Consider the following 16,093-nt stretch of genomic DNA (forward strand, 5'->3'; position numbering starts at 1 on the left):
ATGCTCGGGAGGCCCGCCAATGGTCAGGTGTTGGACCTTTGCGGCGGGCATCCGGACAGGAGGTCGGTTGTGGGCGACACCGGGATGCCGCTGGCGCGGCTGCGCGAACTGGTCGACTCCGGCGCGGTGGACACCGTGCTGGTCGCCATCACCGACATGCAGGGCCGGTTGCAGGGCAAGCGGGTCACCGCCCGGTTCTTCCTCGACGAGGTCGTCGACCACGCCACCGAGGCCTGCGACTACCTGCTGGCCGTCGACGTGGAGATGAACACCGTCGCCGGGTACCGCTCGTCGTCGTGGGAGGACGGCTACGGCGACTTCGTGCTGCGGCCCGACCTGTCCACGCTGCGGCTGATCCCCTGGCACGAGTCGACGGCCCTGGTGCTGGCCGATGTGGAGCTCGTCGAGGGCGGCCCGGTCACCGTCTCGCCCCGGCAGGTCCTGCGCCGCCAGCTCGACCGCCTCGCCGAGCGCGGCCTCACCGCCTACGTCGGCACCGAGCTGGAGTTCCTGCTCTTCACCGACACCTACGAGCAGGCGTGGCGCGCGGGCTACCGGGACCTGACCGCGGCCAACCAGTACAACGTGGACTACTCGCTGCTGGGCACCGGCCGGGTCGAGCCGGTGCTGCGCGCGATCCGCAACGGCATGGCGGGCGCCGGGATGTACGTCGAATCGGCCAAGGGCGAGTGCAACCTCGGCCAGCACGAGATCGCCTTCCGCTACGCCGACGCGCTCACCACGTGCGACAACCACAGCATCTACAAGACCGGCGCCAAGGAGATCGCCGCCGCGCTCGGGCACAGCCTCACGTTCATGGCCAAGTACGACCAGCGCGAGGGCAACTCCTGCCACATCCACCTGAGCCTGCGCGGCGAAGACGGCACGCCCGTCATGGCCGGGGACGGCGAGCACGGCTTCGCCCCGCTGATGCGCCACTTCATCGCCGGGCAGCTGGCGTACCTGCGCGAGCTGACCTACTTCTTCGCGCCGAACATCAACTCCTACAAGCGCTTCGCCGACGGGTCGTTCGCCCCGACCGCGCTGGCGTGGGGTGTGGACAACCGCACCTGCGCGCTGCGCGTGGTCGGGCACGGGCAGTCGCTGCGCGTGGAGAACCGGGTACCGGGCGGTGACGTGAACCCGTACCTGGCCGTGGCCGCCATGATTGCCGCCGGGTTACGCGGGGTCGACGAGCAACTGCCGCTGGAGGAGGCCGTCACCGGGAACGCCTACACTGCGGCCAAACCCCGTGTCCCGGCCACTTTGCGCGCGGCGGCCGACCTGCTCGCGGCGAGTTCCGTCGCGGTCGAGGAGTTCGGCGCCGACGTGGTCGACCACTACCGCAACGCGGCGGCGGTCGAACTGCGGGCCTTCGACTCGGCCGTCACCGACTGGGAGCGCGTGCGTGGCTTCGAACGTCTCTGACCGCCCGCCGGTCATCGGCATCACCACCTACCTGGAGCACGCCACCTTCGGCGTCTGGGAGACCGAGGCCGCCGTCCTGCACCGCGACTACCTCGACGCCGTCCGCGCCGCCGGGGGCAACCCGGTCCTGCTGTCTCCGATCGGCGACTGGCGCACCGGCACCCTGGACTGGCTCGACGGACTGGTCCTCGCGGGCGGGGCCGACGTCGACCCGGCCCGCTACGGGCAGCCGCCGCACCCGACGACCGGCACCCCGCAACCGCTGCGGGACGCCTCGGAGTTCGCACTGCTGCGCGCCGCGATCGAGATGGACCTGCCGACGGTGGCGGTCTGCCGTGGGCTGCACGTGCTGAACGTGGCCCTGGGCGGGACGTTGCACCAACACCTGCCGGAGATCGTGGGGACCAACGACCACCTCCCGCACGTGGCCTCCTTCGGCAAGACGGAGCTGTCGGTGACGCCCGGGTCCCTGCTGGGGCAGGTGCTGGGGGAGTCGGTGTCGGCGTTGTGCCACCACCACCAGTCCGTTGACCGGGTGGCCGAGGGGCTGCACGTCGTGGCGCACGCGCAGGACGGGACGGTCGAGGCGCTGGAGCTGCCCGGCCACCGGTTCATGCTCGCCGTGCAGTCGCACCCCGAGCAGAACGCCGACGACGTCCGACTGTTCGCGGCGCTGGTGAGCGCCGCCCGTGCGCGAAGGGAAGGTCGTCGATGACCTCGTTCGATGTCGTCAACCCGTCGACTGAGCAGGTCATCGCGAGCGTTGACCTCGCGGGGATCGAGGAGGCCGACAAGGCGATCGCGCGGGCCGAGGCGGCGTTCCCGGCGTGGCGGGACGTGGCGCCCGCGGACCGGGCCAGGCTGTTGCGCCGCTTCGCCGACCTGGTCGACGACGACCTCGAGCACCTGGCGCGCCTGGAGGTCACCAACGCCGGGCACACGATCGGCAACGCCCGTTGGGAAGCGGGCAACGCCAGGGACGTCCTGCACTACTACTCGGCCGCGCCGGAGCGGTTGTTCGGGCGGCAGATCCCGGTGGCGGGCGGGGTGGACATCACCTTCGCCGAGCCGCTGGGCGTCGTCGGGATCATCGTGCCGTGGAACTTCCCGATGCCGATCGCGGCCTGGGGGTTCGCGCCCGCGCTCGCCGCGGGGAACACGGTGGTCCTCAAACCGGCCGAGCTGACCCCGCTGACCGCGCTGCGGCTGGCCGAACTGGCGCACGCGGCGGGTATCCCCGAGGACGTCTTCCAGGTCGTCCCCGGTCGCGGCGACGTCGTCGGGCAGCGGTTCGTGACCCACCCCGCGGTGCGCAAGGTCGTGTTCACCGGCTCCACCAGGGTCGGCAAGCAGATCATGGCCGGGTGCGCCGAGCAGGTGAAGCGGGTGACCCTCGAGCTCGGCGGCAAGAGCGCCAACATCGTCTTCGCCGACGCCGACCTGGCGAAAGCCGCGGCCACGGCGCCGTCCGCGGTGTTCGACAACGCGGGTCAGGACTGCTGCGCGCGGTCGCGGATCCTGGTCGAGCGGTCGGTCTACGACGCGTTCATGGCCGAGTTCGAGACCGCCGTGCGCGGGGTCGTGGTCGGCGCGCCGGGTGACGCGGCGACCGAGATGGGGCCGTTGATCTCCGCCGCGCACCGCGACCGGGTCCAGGCCTACGTCGACGACGCGCCGGTCGCCTTCCGCGGATCCGCGCCCGACGGCCCCGGCTTCTGGTTCCCGCCGACGGTGCTGGGGCCGGGGCAGTACCCGGCGTGGGCGGAGGAGGTCTTCGGGCCGGTCGTGTCCGTGGTCCCGTTCACCGACGAGGCCGATGCCCTGCGGTTGGCCAACGACACCGAGTACGGGCTGTCCGGCTCGATCTGGACCCGCGACGTCGGCCGGGCGCTGCGGGTCGCGCGCGGGGTGGCCGCGGGGAACCTGTCGGTCAACTCGCACTCGTCGGTGCGGTACTCGACGCCCTTCGGCGGGTTCAAGCAGTCGGGGTTGGGCCGCGAGCTGGGGCCGGACGCCCTGGCCGGGTTCACCGAGGTCAAGAACGTCTTCATCGACACCCAGGAGTGAACATGCGTCTAGCGGGTCGGGTCGCGGTCGTCACCGGCGGCGCCAGCGGGATCGGGTTGGCCTCGGTCCGGCGGCTGGCCAGCGAGGGCGCCAAGGTCGTCGTGGCCGATGTGGATCCCGATGGCGGGTCCGCTGCCGCCGCCGAGGTCGACGGGCTGTTCGTGCGGGTTGACGTGACCAGCGAGGACGAGGTGCGGGCGCTGTTCCAGACCGCGTTCGACACCTACGGCTCGGTCGACATCGCGTTCAACAACGCGGGCATCTCGCCGCCGGAGGACGACTCCATCCTCACCACCGGCCTCGACGCCTGGCGCCGGGTGCAGGAGGTCAACCTGACGTCGGTGTACCTGTGCTCGAAGTACGCCATCGAGCACATGCGCCGCGCGGGCAAGGGCTCGGTGATCAACACGGCCTCGTTCGTGGCGGTGATGGGCGCGGCGACCTCGCAGATCTCCTACACCGCGTCCAAGGGCGGGGTGCTGGCGATGAGCCGGGAACTCGGCGTGCAATTCGCCCGCGAAGGGATCCGGGTGAACGCGCTGTGCCCCGGCCCGGTGAACACCCCGCTGCTGCGCGAGCTGTTCGCGGCGGATCCGGAGCGGGCCGCCCGCCGCCTGGTCCACATCCCGCTCGGCCGCTTCGCCGAACCCGAGGAGATCGCCGCCGCAGTGGCCTTCCTGGCCAGCGACGACTCGTCCTTTATGACCGCGTCCCAGTTCCTGGTCGACGGCGGCATCTCGGGGGCGTATGTCACTCCCGTCTGATCCACTCGACCCGGTACTCGCCGACGCCCTGTTCCGACCGGTCCGCGCGGGTAACGCCTTCGAGGAGACCATGGAGCGGATGCTGCAGGCAATCCGCCTCGGAGTCGTACCCCCAGGCGGCAGGCTGCCCCCGGAACGCGAGCTGTCCGCGCGCCTGGGGGTCAGCCGGGTCACGCTGCGCGAGGCCCTGCGGGCGTTGCAGGAATCCGGCCACATCGAATCCCGCCGAGGCCGCTACGGCGGCGCCTTCGTCCGCCTCCCACCCTCCGACCCCCTCCCCCCACCGGGTGATGTCGAGGACACCCTGACTCTGCGCTACGCCCTGGAGACAGGAGCAGCGGAGTTGGCGGCGTCCAGGTCCCTGACCCCCCAGGTCCGCCGCCACCTCCGCAGCTGCCTAGCGGAGACAGTGACGTCCTCGATCTCCGACTACCGCCGAACCGACTCCCGTCTGCACCTGGCCATAGCTGAAGCGACCGCGACCCCGTCCCTGACCGCTGCGGTCGCCGACGTCCGAACCCGGCTGAACGCGCTGCTAGCCGCGATCCCGGTGATCCCGGCGAACCTGATCCACTCGAACGAGCAACACAAGGCCATCATCGACGCGATCCTGGACGGAGATGCAGCCGCGGCCCGGGTCGGAATGGCCGAACACCTGGCCGGAACAGCGGCTCTGCTGCGGGGGTTCCTTGCGTAGCAAGTCTGTCTAGTTCGCTTGACGCTTGCGCGTCTAGCGGAGTAGACATAGACTATGGAGAACAAGCGACTACGTCCGAGAGCGCTGATCACGTTGCTGCGCAAGCGCGCTCGGCAACACCGATGCCGCATCGTCGAAGAACCTGGACGGGGCAAGGGATCGCACCGCCTGTACATCGTGCTGGGTCCGGACGACGTGGAGGTCGGCCGGATCACGGTGCCCGATCATTCTCGGGCACTGTCCAGCACTGTTCTGCGCAGCGTGGAGCGCGCCTTGGCGCACCAGTTCGGTGATCGATGGTTGGAGGAGAAGTGACCGATCAACTGCCCGTCTACTCCGTCGTCGTCTCGCGGGAGGACGACCTGTGGGTGGCCGTCGTGGACGACCTCCCCGGCGGGGCGACCGACGTCGAGCGGTTCCGCGAGCTGCCGGACGCGGTGCGCGACCTCATCGCGACCCTGCGGGGCGTCGAGCCGGACACCTTCTGGATCGAGTGGCACTACCGCCAGGGCGACCTCGACCTCACCCAGGTCATCGCGAACCTGCACCAATGGGAGCAACTCGCCGACCGGGCGGCGCGCTACCGCGACTCCGCGCGCATGGTCGTGGTCGAGCGGCTGCGCGCCGCTGGCTTGTCGTACCGGGAGATCGCCGACGTGATCGAGGTGTCGCACCAGCGGGTCGGGCAACTGCTGGAGAAGAACGACAAGGTCGACATCTCCGTCGAGCTCTCCGATGTCGCGGCTTCGTTGCACGTGAGGTGGCCGGATGAGCTGTTCGCGCGGCCGGATCCTGCGGCAGGCGCGAGCCCATTCGAGGCGTTGCTCGTCGCACTGCTCCATAGCGCCAGCAAGGCATCGCCGAAGGCCAGGTCAGAACTGCTGTCGAACACGGCCGCATTGTTGACCGAGACCGCCACCGACCAGGACTTCCTGCGGTCCGCCGGTTAGGGACTACTGCGGACGCAGGGTGGTGGCGTCCACTTCTGGGGTGGGGGATTCGCAGGTGCCGCCGGAGCCGCAGCTGTCGCAGCAGGAGCGTTGGACGGGGGCCAGGAGGGCGGCGACGGCGTGGTTTCCGGCTTGGTGTTGGAGGGTGAGGATGGCCGAGCCCGGGGTGGGGGCGGGTTTCGGTCGTGTGGGGGTGGGGGCTTGGGTGGGTAGCGCTTCGTGTTCGCGCATGGGCGTTCCTCGGCTGGGGTTGGTCGAAGGGTAGAGCGTGCGCGGCTGGCTGTGGGGGCGGGAATCTGTGCCCGTACGGCCGGGCGTGTCGTCGTTAAGGTTGCTGGTCATGGGCACCGAGCGCGAGGAGCGGAGACCGGACCCGGCGCGCGCCCGCCCGGCGGCGGCGCCCGACGGGCAGCACGCGTTGGTGGGGTTGCAGCGCAGCGCCGGGAACAAGGCGGTGGCCGACATGGTCACGGTGAGTCGCCGGGTCACCCCGCCGCCCGCGCCGGTCACGCGGCCGCCGGTGGTGCAGCCGCGGGCGGGGGCGGGTCCGGCGGTGATGACGCCGAACGGGGCGCCTCGGTACGCGGCGCCGCCGGACTACACGATTGACGAGTTCGACCGGCGGCTGACCTCGGCGGGGACCCGGGAGGCCGCGATCTGGGAGGGCGAGCGGCCGATCGCCACGGTGGCGGGCGGTGGGTCGGCGCCGGGGTTCGTGGTGGAGCGGGGCTGGGCGAAGACGTCGGTCGCGTTCGAGGGCGGGTCGGAGGGCAACGTCACCGTTCACCACCGATTACGGTCGTTCGACGTGCTCGGCGCCCTGGCGCACGACGCGTCGAAGGTCAGCAGCGAGGCCGACCTGGCCAGTGTGCACGCGGTGTACTTCCCGGACTCCCTGGTCACGGAGCTACCGGCGGGCCCGTCCATCCCCACCGCACTCGACGACGTGACGATCATCTACTCGCCCCGGGCCATCGATCCCGGTGGTGGCGCCCGTTTCCCGGTGCTCGCGGCCGCCCTGCGCAAACGCGCGCAGACCCTCCCGGAGATGTCGGGCTGGGCGATGATGAAGGCCATCGCCGGCATGGACCTCGACCTCGCGGCCGCCCCCGCCGAGCGGAAAGGGGGCCCCTGCCTGCAAAAACCGGTCCCCCGCCAAGGCGGCAACGCCCAGCACAACGCCTTCGCCGACAAGGTCACCGGCTCCATGACCGACTACTACCTGCGCACCCCCGAAGGCCTGGAGACAACAACCGACGGCCTGGACGCCACCGACCCCAAGCTCGTCTGGGAGGTCAAAACCCGCCACGAGTGGGCCACCGAAGCAGGCCTAGCGGGCGGCTCGCTGTTCTCCCCGCTGATCCACCGCGAGTTCATCTACAAGCTCGAAGCCCAACTCGCCCGCCACATAGCGGTGACCTCCCGCTGCGACATGAAGCTGGCCTACGCGGTCGACGACCCCACCCTGGCCGACTTCCTGCGCAAACACTGGGGCAACAGCCCGCCGATCCACCACCGGTAGCTACTTGTTGACGATCCGCTCCGGCTCGGTGAAGTTGTCGCCGCCGGGCGGGGAGGTGCGGGTGGTGTGCAGCGAGATGACCCGGCCGTCGGTGCAGGTGATGCGCAGGTCGGAGACCTTGGGGTCGACGGCGTAGGAGTCGATGCTGGCGATGCCGGGGTGACCCGCCGCCGCGAGCTGCTCCCGCAGGTACTCGATGAAGCGGTCGCGGCGCATCAGAGGACCGCCTCGGGGATGGCGTAGGCGGCGTGGGCGGGCACACCCGGCCCGCTGACCTCGCGGACCATGATGGTGACTCGGGCCCCACTGGCGAAGTCCACGCGGAGCCGGCTGTGCCCCTTGTCGATCTTGACCACCTCGGTGATCTCCGGGTGGTCCTGGCTCAGCACGGCGAACAGCGCGTCGTCGAGGTCGCGGATCCGCATGGGTCAATATAGACACACAGAAGCCCCCGAAATCATCCCGGGGGCCTGTGTGGGATCAGCCGACCTTGGTGAGGAGGCTGCGGAAGGCGGGGGCGGTGAACCGGAGGGTGGGGCCGGGGTTCTTGCTGTCCCGCAGGTGGACGGTGGTGGGGGTGGGGCAGGCCGCTTCGACGCAGTCGTTGTTGCCGCCGCCAGTGCCGCTGAAGCTGCTGCGGCGCCAGGTCATCGGGTGACTCCACTGAGGAATGCGGTGAAGGACTGGGTGTCGACGCGCAGTGTGGGGCCGGTGTGCTTGCTGTCGCGGAGGTAGACAGTGGGCTCGGTGGTCGGCCGCGCGACCTCAACGCAGTTGTTGTTGCCGCCACCCGCTCCGCTGCGGCTGCTGCGACGCCACTGAAGTTCGTTCACTTGCTCAAACTCCTCACTTTGGCGCGGATCACCTCCGCGCTCTCCTCTGGGTTCAATGCCTGAGTCCGAACGTCTTCGAACATGGCCTGGAAGAGTTGGACGTCGTGTTCATTCTCCACCCACACGCCACCGGCGGGGTGTTCCAGGTACACGACATCTGAGTCGCTTTCGTCGCCGAACGTCATGATCTGATAACCGCCAGACATGTTGCCGTAGGCGCCGGACTCGAACGGTATGACGTGGATCGTGATGTTCGGTTGCTCGATCAGCAATAGCAGGCGCTGCAACTGATCGTGGAGCACCTTGCGTCCTCCAACCTCCCGATGGAGCAGGGCGGCATCCAGGCACACGCACAGCTCGATGTTCTCCGGATCTTCTAGGTATCGCTGCCGCTCCAGTCGAATGTTGACTAGTTCGTCTACATCGGACGTCTCCCTCGCAGTGGCGAACACAGCCATTGCGTAGTCGGCGGTCTGCAGCAGGCCGGGGATCACCGTTGTCTCAATGGAGAAGATGCGTTCGGCTTCGCGCTCGGTGTTGACCAGTTCGCGGAACGCCTTGGGGGAGTCGGCGGGGAGGCGGATCTTGGGCAGGGTCACCGAGGCGGCGTCGTAGAGGGCGTTGGCCTTCTCTTCGGCCTCGTCACCCGCGCCGTAGAGGGTGAGCAGGACGGAGACCGCTGCCCAGGTGGGTTTGTAGATGCCGTTCTCGTAGCGGCTGATGGTGCTCTCTTCGGTCTTGAGCTTGCGGGCGGCGTCCACTGCGCGCAGGCCTGCTGCTTCGCGGAGGTCGCGCAGGAATCGGCCGAGTCGCTTCTTGCGGCGGGTGGGGGTTGCTGCCATGGACGGAGGGTAGCGGCTGACCGGGTGGCACAGTTGCCACCCTATCGGGGCATTGTTGGAGCAACTTGCGCCGGCCTACCTTGAGCACGACACAACCAACGAAAGGAAGGTGCCCCTTGCTGCGCTCCGATCTGGAGATCACCACCTGGGCCAGGATCAACGACAGCTGCGCCATCTCCACCGAGGTCGAGGGTTCTGACCTGCTGGTCCGCTTCGCCGGTCAGCTGGACAACTTCGAGGTCCTGTTCACCCCCACCAGCCTCGACCAGCTCATCGACGCCGCCACCAAGGGTCGCGACCAGCTGCACGCCGCCTGATCAGGTCCCCCGCCGCCGGTGTCCGGTTCACCCGTCCCCCGAACGGCCCCATGTCGTACCTTCTAGGGGTCGGACGAGGGACCAGGGGGTGGCAACCATGCAAGACAACCGGCGGCGGGACCCCCGGCCGAACACCGACCCCCAGGCCAGCGGCCACCTCCCCCGCGAGGACCAACCCCCGCCCACCCCAGGCAGGCAGGGCGGCAAGCCTCCAGCGAACGGCACTCCACCTCCCGTGCGCTCCACGAACGGCACCCCACCCACCAGCGGGGGCCGAGGTGCCGAGCCCTCCGTGCGGGGTTCCGCGCCGAACCGACCCCCCGTCCCGCCGGGGCGGTCTCCAGGTGCGGACCGCCAACGTGGTCGGGGATCGACCAACGAGACGCCGGTCAACGGTCGCCCAGGTCCCAAGCCCTCCGCGACCGGTCGCCCAGGCCCCAACGGTCGTCCCCTCCCACCTCGCCGTCCGCATCCCGCCGACGCGCCCACCGAGCTCCTCCACCCCGTCCGCCCCGACGAGGAGCCCACCGAGTTCATCCGCGCCCACCGCGGCACCCTCGGCACCCCCCGCTACCGCGACCCCGAGACCGAGCGCATCGTCCCGCCCCCCGATGAGCCCCCCGACGAACCGGACGACGTCGACGACGAGTTCGACGACACGCCCGAGCCGCCCAAGCGCAAAGCGAGCACCGGCTCCGTCATCGTCCGCTCCATCGGCGAGGCCATGGTGACCCTTGGCGTCGTCGTTCTCCTCTTCGTCGTCTACGAGGTGTGGGTCACCGACCTGATGTCGGCCGAGAAGCAGGCCGATGTCACCGTCGCGCTCGACGAGCAGTGGCAGCAGCCGACGGTCGCCGATCCGCAGCGGCAGCAGAAGTTCGAGTTCGCCGATGGTGAGGGGATGGCGAAGCTGTACATCCCGGCGCTGGGGGAGGATTACCACTTCACCGTCGTCGAGGGGACTTCCATCGAAGACCTCGAGACCGGTCCCGGGCACTACAAGAAGTCCGCCCTGCCCGGTCAGCCCGGCAACTTCGCCGTCGCGGGCCACCGGGTGGGCAAGGGTGCGCCCTTCAACGACCTCGACCTGCTCAACGCCTGTGACGCGATGGTCGTGGAGACCCAGTCCTCCTGGTTCGTCTACCGGATGCTGCCCACCACCGACGACGCCAAGAACTGGGCCGCCAAGTCCGCGAACCCGCGGTGCGCCGGTGTCGCCCCCCAATCAGGTGAGTACGCCAGGGCTGTCGGCCGCCAGATCGTCACCCCCGCGCAGAGCGAGGTCGTCGCGCCGGTCCCCGGCAACCCCGGTGCCAAGACGCCCGCCGAGCAGCGGCAGAAGATGATCACGTTGACCACCTGCCACCCCAAGTTCTCCAACCGGCAGCGGATGATCCTGCACGGCGTCCTGGTCCGCGAGCAGCCCAAGAACGCCGCCGACCCCGCTTCGGTTCCCGCGGAGCTGCGCGAGACCGGCTGAGGATCACTCAAGGTCCACTCCGCACAGTGCTGACCAGCATCGTTACCGATCTCCACCCGTACTGGTGAATCCCGCGGTCTTGCCGCGCGCCTTGCGTGCGGCCAAGGCAGATTCCGATTCGTCGGAAACTGCCGTTCTGCAGGGGAGTTGGCATGTCCATAACGAGAGCGGTCCGCCGCGGCCTGGCGGTCGCGCTGGCTTCGGTGACCGCCGCCGCGGGTGTGGTGGTCCTGGTGGCCGCTCCCGTGGAAGCCGCCGTCGTGCGCCCGTTCACCTTGAACTACGACAAGGAGATCTACGGCGACTTCTACCAGGCGGGCAACGGCAACATGCAGTGCCCGTCGATCACCGACCCCGTGGACCCGTTCGGTGAGGCCCAGGAGAACTGCGCGACCTCCCAGGACCGCAGCTACACCGCCAACACCGGCATCAACGACAGCTTCTACATGCGGTGGGCCGATGTGGACGGCTCCGGCGCGACCTACAACTCCTCCACCGGGACCGTCACCGTCCCGGCGGGCGCCAAGATCGACTACGCCCGGCTGAACTGGGCCGGTGACACCGGCACCATCCGACTCGCCGACGGCACCATCTCCACCGACCCCGGCTGCAACACCCGGCAGTTCGTCGATGGCGCGGGTACCGCGATCCTGCCGTCCGGCACCCCGGAGTCGACCTCCGTGCGGCTGACAGTCGGCGGCGTCACCACCGCGTACGCGCCGCAGGTCGTCAGCCGCGACGCGCTGGCGAACGTGCCGAACTCGCAGCCGCAGTTCTACACCGCCTACGCCAACGTGACCACGCAGGTCTCGACGAACCTGACCACCGGCTCGGCGCAGACCATCACCCTGGGCAACGTGTGGTCGCCCCAGGGCTTCGGCTGCTTCGCGGGCTGGTCGCTGGTCGTCGTCTGGTACTTCGACACGCCCAACGCCGACGCCCCGGCCAAGCGCGAGGTCTACATCTACGACGGCCACGTGCGCCAGTCCTCGGCCGACGCCGCGACCACGACCACCGTGTCCGGCTTCCGCGTCGGTGACAACAACGTCCGGGTCGGCGTCACCGCCTACGAGGGCGACTTCAACATCACCGGCGACTCGTTCTCCATCAACGGCACGGCCGTCGGGGAACCGCTATCACCGGGGACGACGAACAACTTCTTCGTCTCCAACGCCGAGCACGACGCCAACCCGAACCCGGCGAACAACATGAGCGTCGACTCCAAGATCCTGGCGACGAACCTGATCACCACCGGGTCGACGTCGGCGACGCTGACGTTCGCGACCTCCGGTGACACCTACCTCGCCGAGAACCTCGTGCTGTCGGTGCCGATCCCCTCGATCAGCATCACCAAGACGCTCAACGCCCCCGGCCCGTACCGGGCGGGTGATCCGGTGACCTACAACTTCTCCGTCGTCTCACCGGGTGGCTCCAACGCGACCAGCGTCACCGTGGACGACCCGCTGGTGGCCGACTGCGACGAGGTGATCGGCACGCTGCTGGCCGACGTGCCCTACACCTACTCGTGCACCGGCGCGGCGGGATCGACCGACTTCACCAACACGGCGACGGCGACCGGCACCGACCCGTTCGGCGACCAGATCACCGGCACCGGCACGGTCGACGTCGACGTGGTCAACCCGTCGATCGACATCACCAAGGTGCCGGACAAGGCGAACTACACCACCGGCGAGACCATCACCTTCACCATCACCGTGCACAACGACGGCGACAGCAACATCACCGGCATCGCGGTGACCGACCCGACCGTGCCCTCGTGCGCCAACGCCTCGATCGGCACCCTCGGCGCGGGCGGCAGCACCAGCTACACCTGCACCGCGACCGCCCCGATCACCGGTGACAGCAACACCGCGACGGTCAACGGCACCGACGTGCTCGGCGCCCCGATCAGCGACTCGGCGACCGCGTCCGCCCCGACCGTGGGCACCATCTCCGGCCGCGTGTTCGCCGACCGGCTCAACAACGGCACCTACAACCCGGGCAGCACCCAGTACGACACCGGGATCTCCGGGGTGACCGTCACGCTGACCGGCACCACCGCGGGCGGCTCGCCGGTCAACATCCCGGCCACCACCGCCGCGGACGGCACCTTCGAGTTCACCACCGTCCAAGCCGGTACCTACGTGGTGACCGAGACGCAGCCCACCGCCTACGACGACGGCACCGACACCCCGGGGACCATCGGCTCCTCCGGTGGCAACGACGTCGTCAACATCACGCTGACCTCCGGGCAGTCGAGCACCGGCAACCTGTTCGCCGAGCGCCCGACCTCCAGCCTGGCGGGCAACGTCTACCTCGACGCCGACAACAGCGGCACCATCAACGGCGCCGAGACCGGCATCTCCGGGGTCACGGTCACGCTGACCGGCACCGACTCCGACGGCAACGCCATCACGCTGACGGCGACGAGCGCGGCCACCACCGGCCTGTACTCGTTCCCGGACCTGCGGCCGGGCACCTACACGGTGACCGAGACGCAGCCGGGCGCCTACTCCGACGGCAAGGAAACCCTCGGCACCGCCAGCGGCACGCTCTCGCCGCCGAACGCGATCAGCGCCATCACGCTGCCCGCGCGGACCAACGCCACCGGGTACCTGTTCGGCGAGTACGTGGCGGTGTCCATCAGCGGCACCGTGCAGGACGACGGCGGCAACGGCATCGCCAACGTCACCATCGCACTGTCCGGCTCGGCCACGTCGAGCACGACGACGGCGCCCAACGGCACCTTCTCCTTCACCAACCTGGCGCCCGGCACCTACACGATCACCGAGACCCAGCCCACCGGGTACGGCGACGGGCCGGAGACCAACGGCACGCCCGCGGGCAACGTCAGCGTCAACGACGTCATCAGCGGGATCGTGGTGAGCTCGGGCAACACCGGTACCGGTTACATCTTCGCCGAGGACCGCGGTTCGCTCGCCGGTGTCGTGTTCGACGACTACGACAACGACGGCACCAAGGACGCCGGTGAGCCGGGCATCGCCGCGAGCGTGCACCTGACCGGTACCGACGCCAACGGCACCGTGGTGAACCAGACGGTCACCTCCAACGGCACGACCGGTGTCTACACGTTCACCAACCTCGTCGGCAGCGCCAACTACACGCTGACCGAGGACACCCCGGTGAACCGGTTGGACGGCAAGGAGACCGTGGGCAACACCGGTGGCACGCTGTCGCCGCCGAACGCGATCACCGGCATCTCGCTCGCGGGCGGTGAGGACGCCACCGGGTACAACTTCGGCGAGGTCGTCCCGTCCTCGATCTCGGGTCTGGTGACCAACAACGGCTCCACGCCGAGCCCGCTCGCGGGGGTCACGATCACGCTGACCGGCCTCGACGACCTCGGCAACCCGGTCAACCTGACGACCACCACGGGTGTCGACGGCACGTACACCTTCACCAACCTGCGGCCGGGCGGGAACTACACCCTCGCCGAGACCCAGCCCAACGGCTACGGGCAGGGTTCGTCGGAGGCCGGTAGCGAGGGCGGCGACGACTCGTTGCCGAACTACATCACCAACATCGACCTCGACCCGAACAAGTCGATCACCGGCTACAACTTCACCGACAACTTCACGGTGCTGGAGGGCATTGTCTTCCAGGACAACCGGCCGACTCCGTCCACCCCGCCCAACGGCGTCCAGGACAGTGGCGAGCCGGGCATCCCGGATGTGGTCCTGCACCTGACCGGTACCGACGTCAACGGCCTCACGGTCAACGTGACCGCGACCAGCAAGGGCGATGGGTCTTACATCTTCCCCGAGCTGGTGGCGGGCACCTACTCGCTGACCGAGGACCAGCCGGACAACTACAACGACGGCACCGACACCCCGGGCAACAGCGGTGGTGCGAGCAGCGGGTCGGACACGATCACGCCGATCACCCTGGTGGCGGGCGAGAACGCGGCGGGCTACCTGTTCGCCGAGCTGCCGGACTCGATCGGCGGCCGCGTGTGGGTCGACCTCGACGGCGACGGCGTGATCGACGTGGACGAGACGACCTTCCTGCCCGGGGTCACCGTGACCCTGCAGGACGGCAACGGCGTCCAGATCGGGACTTCGACCACGACCGACAGCAACGGGCACTACCTGTTCGCGAACCTGCCGCTTGGCGACTACATCATCGTCGAGAGCCAGCCCACCGGGTACGGGTCGACCACGCCGAACGTGGTGCCGGTGACGCTGGAGCAGCTCAACCCGAACACCGTTGACGGCAAGGTCATCAACTTCGGCGAGCAGCACGGCAAGATCGGCGACTTCGTCTGGGACGACACCAACGGCAACGGCCTGCAGGACTCCGGTGAACCGGGGATCGGCGGGGTGACCGTGACGCTCTACAACGACGCGGGCAGCCCGATCACGACCACGACCACCGACTCCAACGGCAAGTACGTGTTCGCCGACCTGGTCGCGGGCACCTACTACGTCGGTGTCTCGCTGCCCGCGGGCAAGGCGTTCACCAAGCCCAACGTCCAGGGTGACGCGACCAACTCGGACTTCAGCTGGGTCACCGGGGTCACCGCCGCGCTGGCCATCGAGCCGGGCGGCGACGGCCGGATCCCGCAGCTGTCCGATGTGGACGCGGGCCTGATCAACCGGGTGATCGACCTGGCGGTGGGGGTCAGCACCCCGACGCCGTCGGCCAACGTCGGCCAGAAGGTCATCTTCACCTCGGTGGTGTCCAACACCGGCAACACGCCGGTGCAGGGCGCGCGCACCACGATCACCGTGCCGAACGGACTGCGGATCGACTCGGTCGGCGGTGAGGCCGTCCCGGCGGCGAGCTCGCAGGACATCAACGCCGCGGCGGCGGTGCTGTGGCAGTGCACCGTGGCGGGCCAGGTCGCGACCTGCGTCACCGACGCGGTGATCCTGCCCGGCCAGCAGCTCGGCGCGATCACGGTGAACACCACCGCGACGACCACGGTCCGCGACACCACCGCGGTGGCGAACGTGACCCTGGCCGACGGGACGCCGGACGACAACGTGCTCAACAACGCGGCCGTGGTCACCGTCGGCGTCACCGCAGGCGACGAGCTGGTGGACACCGGTGCCGACGTCAAGTGGCCGTTCTTCGGCGGTCTGTTCCTGCTGCTCGTGGGTGCGGTCACGGTGTTCGTGACCCGCAAGCGCAAGCACGGTAGCGAGTGATCGCCAGCTAGCTGACGGAAGG

General features: G+C 69.3%; 17 protein-coding genes. 11 read left to right on the forward strand and 6 right to left on the reverse strand.

Going from position 1 to position 16,093, the window contains the following annotated elements; genetic code table 11:
* Window positions 1-84 precede the first annotated feature (84 nt).
* The 7 genes from JOD54_RS12585 to JOD54_RS12615 are packed head-to-tail and all read left to right on the forward strand — an operon-like array spanning window position 85 to window position 5,906.
* Window positions 85-1,428 carry a glutamine synthetase family protein gene (locus tag JOD54_RS12585; RefSeq protein WP_204456238.1) on the forward strand — a complete coding sequence of 448 codons (1,344 nt, stop codon included), beginning with the start codon at window positions 85-87 and terminating at the stop codon, window positions 1,426-1,428.
* Window positions 1,409-2,143, forward strand: coding sequence for a gamma-glutamyl-gamma-aminobutyrate hydrolase family protein (locus tag JOD54_RS12590; protein WP_204450711.1), 735 nt, complete (start codon window positions 1,409-1,411; stop codon window positions 2,141-2,143). Before JOD54_RS12585 ends, JOD54_RS12590 begins: the two co-directional genes overlap by 20 nt.
* Window positions 2,140-3,495: an aldehyde dehydrogenase family protein gene (locus tag JOD54_RS12595; protein ID WP_204450712.1), complete on the forward strand. Its 1,356-nt coding sequence runs from the start codon at window positions 2,140-2,142 to the stop codon at window positions 3,493-3,495. The genes JOD54_RS12590 and JOD54_RS12595 overlap by 4 nt, the downstream gene beginning before the upstream one ends.
* A gap of 2 nt (window positions 3,496-3,497) precedes the next feature.
* On the forward strand, window positions 3,498-4,259 hold the full coding sequence (locus JOD54_RS12600) for a 3-oxoacyl-ACP reductase (protein WP_204450713.1): 762 nt from the start codon (window positions 3,498-3,500) through the stop codon (window positions 4,257-4,259).
* Window positions 4,243-4,956 carry a FadR/GntR family transcriptional regulator gene (locus JOD54_RS12605; RefSeq protein WP_204450714.1) on the forward strand — a complete coding sequence of 238 codons (714 nt, stop codon included), beginning with the start codon at window positions 4,243-4,245 and terminating at the stop codon, window positions 4,954-4,956. Before JOD54_RS12600 ends, JOD54_RS12605 begins: the two co-directional genes overlap by 17 nt.
* A gap of 54 nt (window positions 4,957-5,010) precedes the next feature.
* Window positions 5,011-5,271 carry a hypothetical protein gene (locus JOD54_RS12610; protein WP_239573362.1) on the forward strand — a complete coding sequence of 87 codons (261 nt, stop codon included), beginning with the start codon at window positions 5,011-5,013 and terminating at the stop codon, window positions 5,269-5,271.
* Window positions 5,268-5,906 carry a hypothetical protein gene (locus tag JOD54_RS12615; protein ID WP_204450715.1) on the forward strand — a complete coding sequence of 213 codons (639 nt, stop codon included), beginning with the start codon at window positions 5,268-5,270 and terminating at the stop codon, window positions 5,904-5,906. Before JOD54_RS12610 ends, JOD54_RS12615 begins: the two co-directional genes overlap by 4 nt.
* Before the next feature lie 3 nt (window positions 5,907-5,909).
* Here the strand turns inward: JOD54_RS12615 and JOD54_RS12620 are convergent, their stop codons facing one another.
* The gene (locus JOD54_RS12620; protein ID WP_204450716.1) at window positions 5,910-6,137 is read right to left on the reverse strand and encodes a hypothetical protein; all 228 of its coding nucleotides are present in this window, start codon (window positions 6,135-6,137) and stop codon (window positions 5,910-5,912) included.
* Window positions 6,138-6,246: 109 nt separating this feature from the next.
* Here JOD54_RS12620 and JOD54_RS12625 point away from each other — a divergent pair, with 109 nt between their 5' ends.
* Window positions 6,247-7,428, forward strand: a complete 1,182-nt coding sequence (locus JOD54_RS12625) for a hypothetical protein (RefSeq protein WP_204450717.1) — start codon at window positions 6,247-6,249, stop codon at window positions 7,426-7,428.
* On the opposite strand, the gene JOD54_RS12630 is transcribed toward JOD54_RS12625, so the two are convergent.
* Genes JOD54_RS12630 through JOD54_RS12650 form a run of 5 tightly spaced genes read right to left on the reverse strand, consistent with a single transcriptional unit; the run spans window position 7,429 to window position 9,103 of the window.
* Window positions 7,429-7,644: a hypothetical protein gene (locus tag JOD54_RS12630; protein ID WP_204450718.1), complete on the reverse strand. Its 216-nt coding sequence runs from the start codon at window positions 7,642-7,644 to the stop codon at window positions 7,429-7,431.
* Complete coding sequence (locus JOD54_RS12635; protein ID WP_204450719.1) at window positions 7,644-7,853, reverse strand: hypothetical protein; 210 nt, start codon at window positions 7,851-7,853, stop codon at window positions 7,644-7,646. The genes JOD54_RS12630 and JOD54_RS12635 overlap by 1 nt, the downstream gene beginning before the upstream one ends.
* Window positions 7,854-7,908: 55 nt before the next feature.
* Window positions 7,909-8,079, reverse strand: coding sequence for a DUF397 domain-containing protein (locus tag JOD54_RS12640; RefSeq protein WP_204450720.1), 171 nt, complete (start codon window positions 8,077-8,079; stop codon window positions 7,909-7,911).
* The gene (locus JOD54_RS34105) at window positions 8,076-8,261 is read right to left on the reverse strand and encodes a DUF397 domain-containing protein (RefSeq protein WP_204450721.1); all 186 of its coding nucleotides are present in this window, start codon (window positions 8,259-8,261) and stop codon (window positions 8,076-8,078) included. The genes JOD54_RS12640 and JOD54_RS34105 overlap by 4 nt, the downstream gene beginning before the upstream one ends.
* A complete protein-coding gene (locus JOD54_RS12650; RefSeq protein ID WP_204450722.1) occupies window positions 8,258-9,103 on the reverse strand; it encodes a helix-turn-helix domain-containing protein in 846 nt (281 codons plus the stop codon). Before JOD54_RS12650 ends, JOD54_RS34105 begins: the two co-directional genes overlap by 4 nt.
* 116 nt (window positions 9,104-9,219) lie before the next feature.
* Here JOD54_RS12650 and JOD54_RS12655 point away from each other — a divergent pair, with 116 nt between their 5' ends.
* The 3 genes from JOD54_RS12655 to JOD54_RS12665 all read left to right on the forward strand — a co-directional run bounded on the left by JOD54_RS12655 (window position 9,220) and on the right by JOD54_RS12665 (window position 16,071).
* Entirely contained in the window at window positions 9,220-9,420 is a 201-nt protein-coding gene (locus tag JOD54_RS12655; protein WP_204450723.1) for a hypothetical protein, read from the forward strand.
* Between the two features lie 292 nt (window positions 9,421-9,712).
* Window positions 9,713-10,900, forward strand: a complete 1,188-nt coding sequence (locus tag JOD54_RS35020) for a class E sortase (protein WP_307859975.1) — start codon at window positions 9,713-9,715, stop codon at window positions 10,898-10,900.
* Window positions 10,901-11,052: 152 nt separating this feature from the next.
* Window positions 11,053-16,071: an SdrD B-like domain-containing protein gene (locus tag JOD54_RS12665; protein WP_204450724.1), complete on the forward strand. Its 5,019-nt coding sequence runs from the start codon at window positions 11,053-11,055 to the stop codon at window positions 16,069-16,071.
* Window positions 16,072-16,093: the final 22 nt, after the last annotated feature.

The sequence above is a fragment of the Actinokineospora baliensis genome (genome assembly GCF_016907695.1).
GTDB classification, from domain to species: domain Bacteria; phylum Actinomycetota; class Actinomycetes; order Mycobacteriales; family Pseudonocardiaceae; genus Actinokineospora; species Actinokineospora baliensis.

Bases quoted from the DNA above. Each gene is read 5' to 3' on its own strand.
- JOD54_RS12585 (WP_204456238.1), top strand. From the start codon at position 85: ATGCCGCTGGCGCGGCTGCGCGAACTGGTCGACTCCGGCGCGGTGGAC.
- JOD54_RS12595 (WP_204450712.1), top strand. From the start codon at position 2,140: ATGACCTCGTTCGATGTCGTCAACCCGTCGACTGAGCAGGTCATCGCG.
- JOD54_RS12600 (WP_204450713.1), top strand. From the start codon at position 3,498: ATGCGTCTAGCGGGTCGGGTCGCGGTCGTCACCGGCGGCGCCAGCGGG.
- JOD54_RS12605 (WP_204450714.1), top strand. From the start codon at position 4,243: ATGTCACTCCCGTCTGATCCACTCGACCCGGTACTCGCCGACGCCCTG.
- JOD54_RS12610 (WP_239573362.1), top strand. From the start codon at position 5,011: ATGGAGAACAAGCGACTACGTCCGAGAGCGCTGATCACGTTGCTGCGC.
- JOD54_RS12620 (WP_204450716.1), bottom strand. From the start codon at position 6,137: ATGCGCGAACACGAAGCGCTACCCACCCAAGCCCCCACCCCCACACGA.
- JOD54_RS12625 (WP_204450717.1), top strand. From the start codon at position 6,247: ATGGGCACCGAGCGCGAGGAGCGGAGACCGGACCCGGCGCGCGCCCGC.
- JOD54_RS12630 (WP_204450718.1), bottom strand. From the start codon at position 7,644: ATGCGCCGCGACCGCTTCATCGAGTACCTGCGGGAGCAGCTCGCGGCG.
- JOD54_RS12635 (WP_204450719.1), bottom strand. From the start codon at position 7,853: ATGCGGATCCGCGACCTCGACGACGCGCTGTTCGCCGTGCTGAGCCAG.
- JOD54_RS12640 (WP_204450720.1), bottom strand. From the start codon at position 8,079: ATGACCTGGCGCCGCAGCAGCTTCAGCGGCACTGGCGGCGGCAACAAC.
- JOD54_RS12650 (WP_204450722.1), bottom strand. From the start codon at position 9,103: ATGGCAGCAACCCCCACCCGCCGCAAGAAGCGACTCGGCCGATTCCTG.
- JOD54_RS12665 (WP_204450724.1), top strand. From the start codon at position 11,053: ATGTCCATAACGAGAGCGGTCCGCCGCGGCCTGGCGGTCGCGCTGGCT.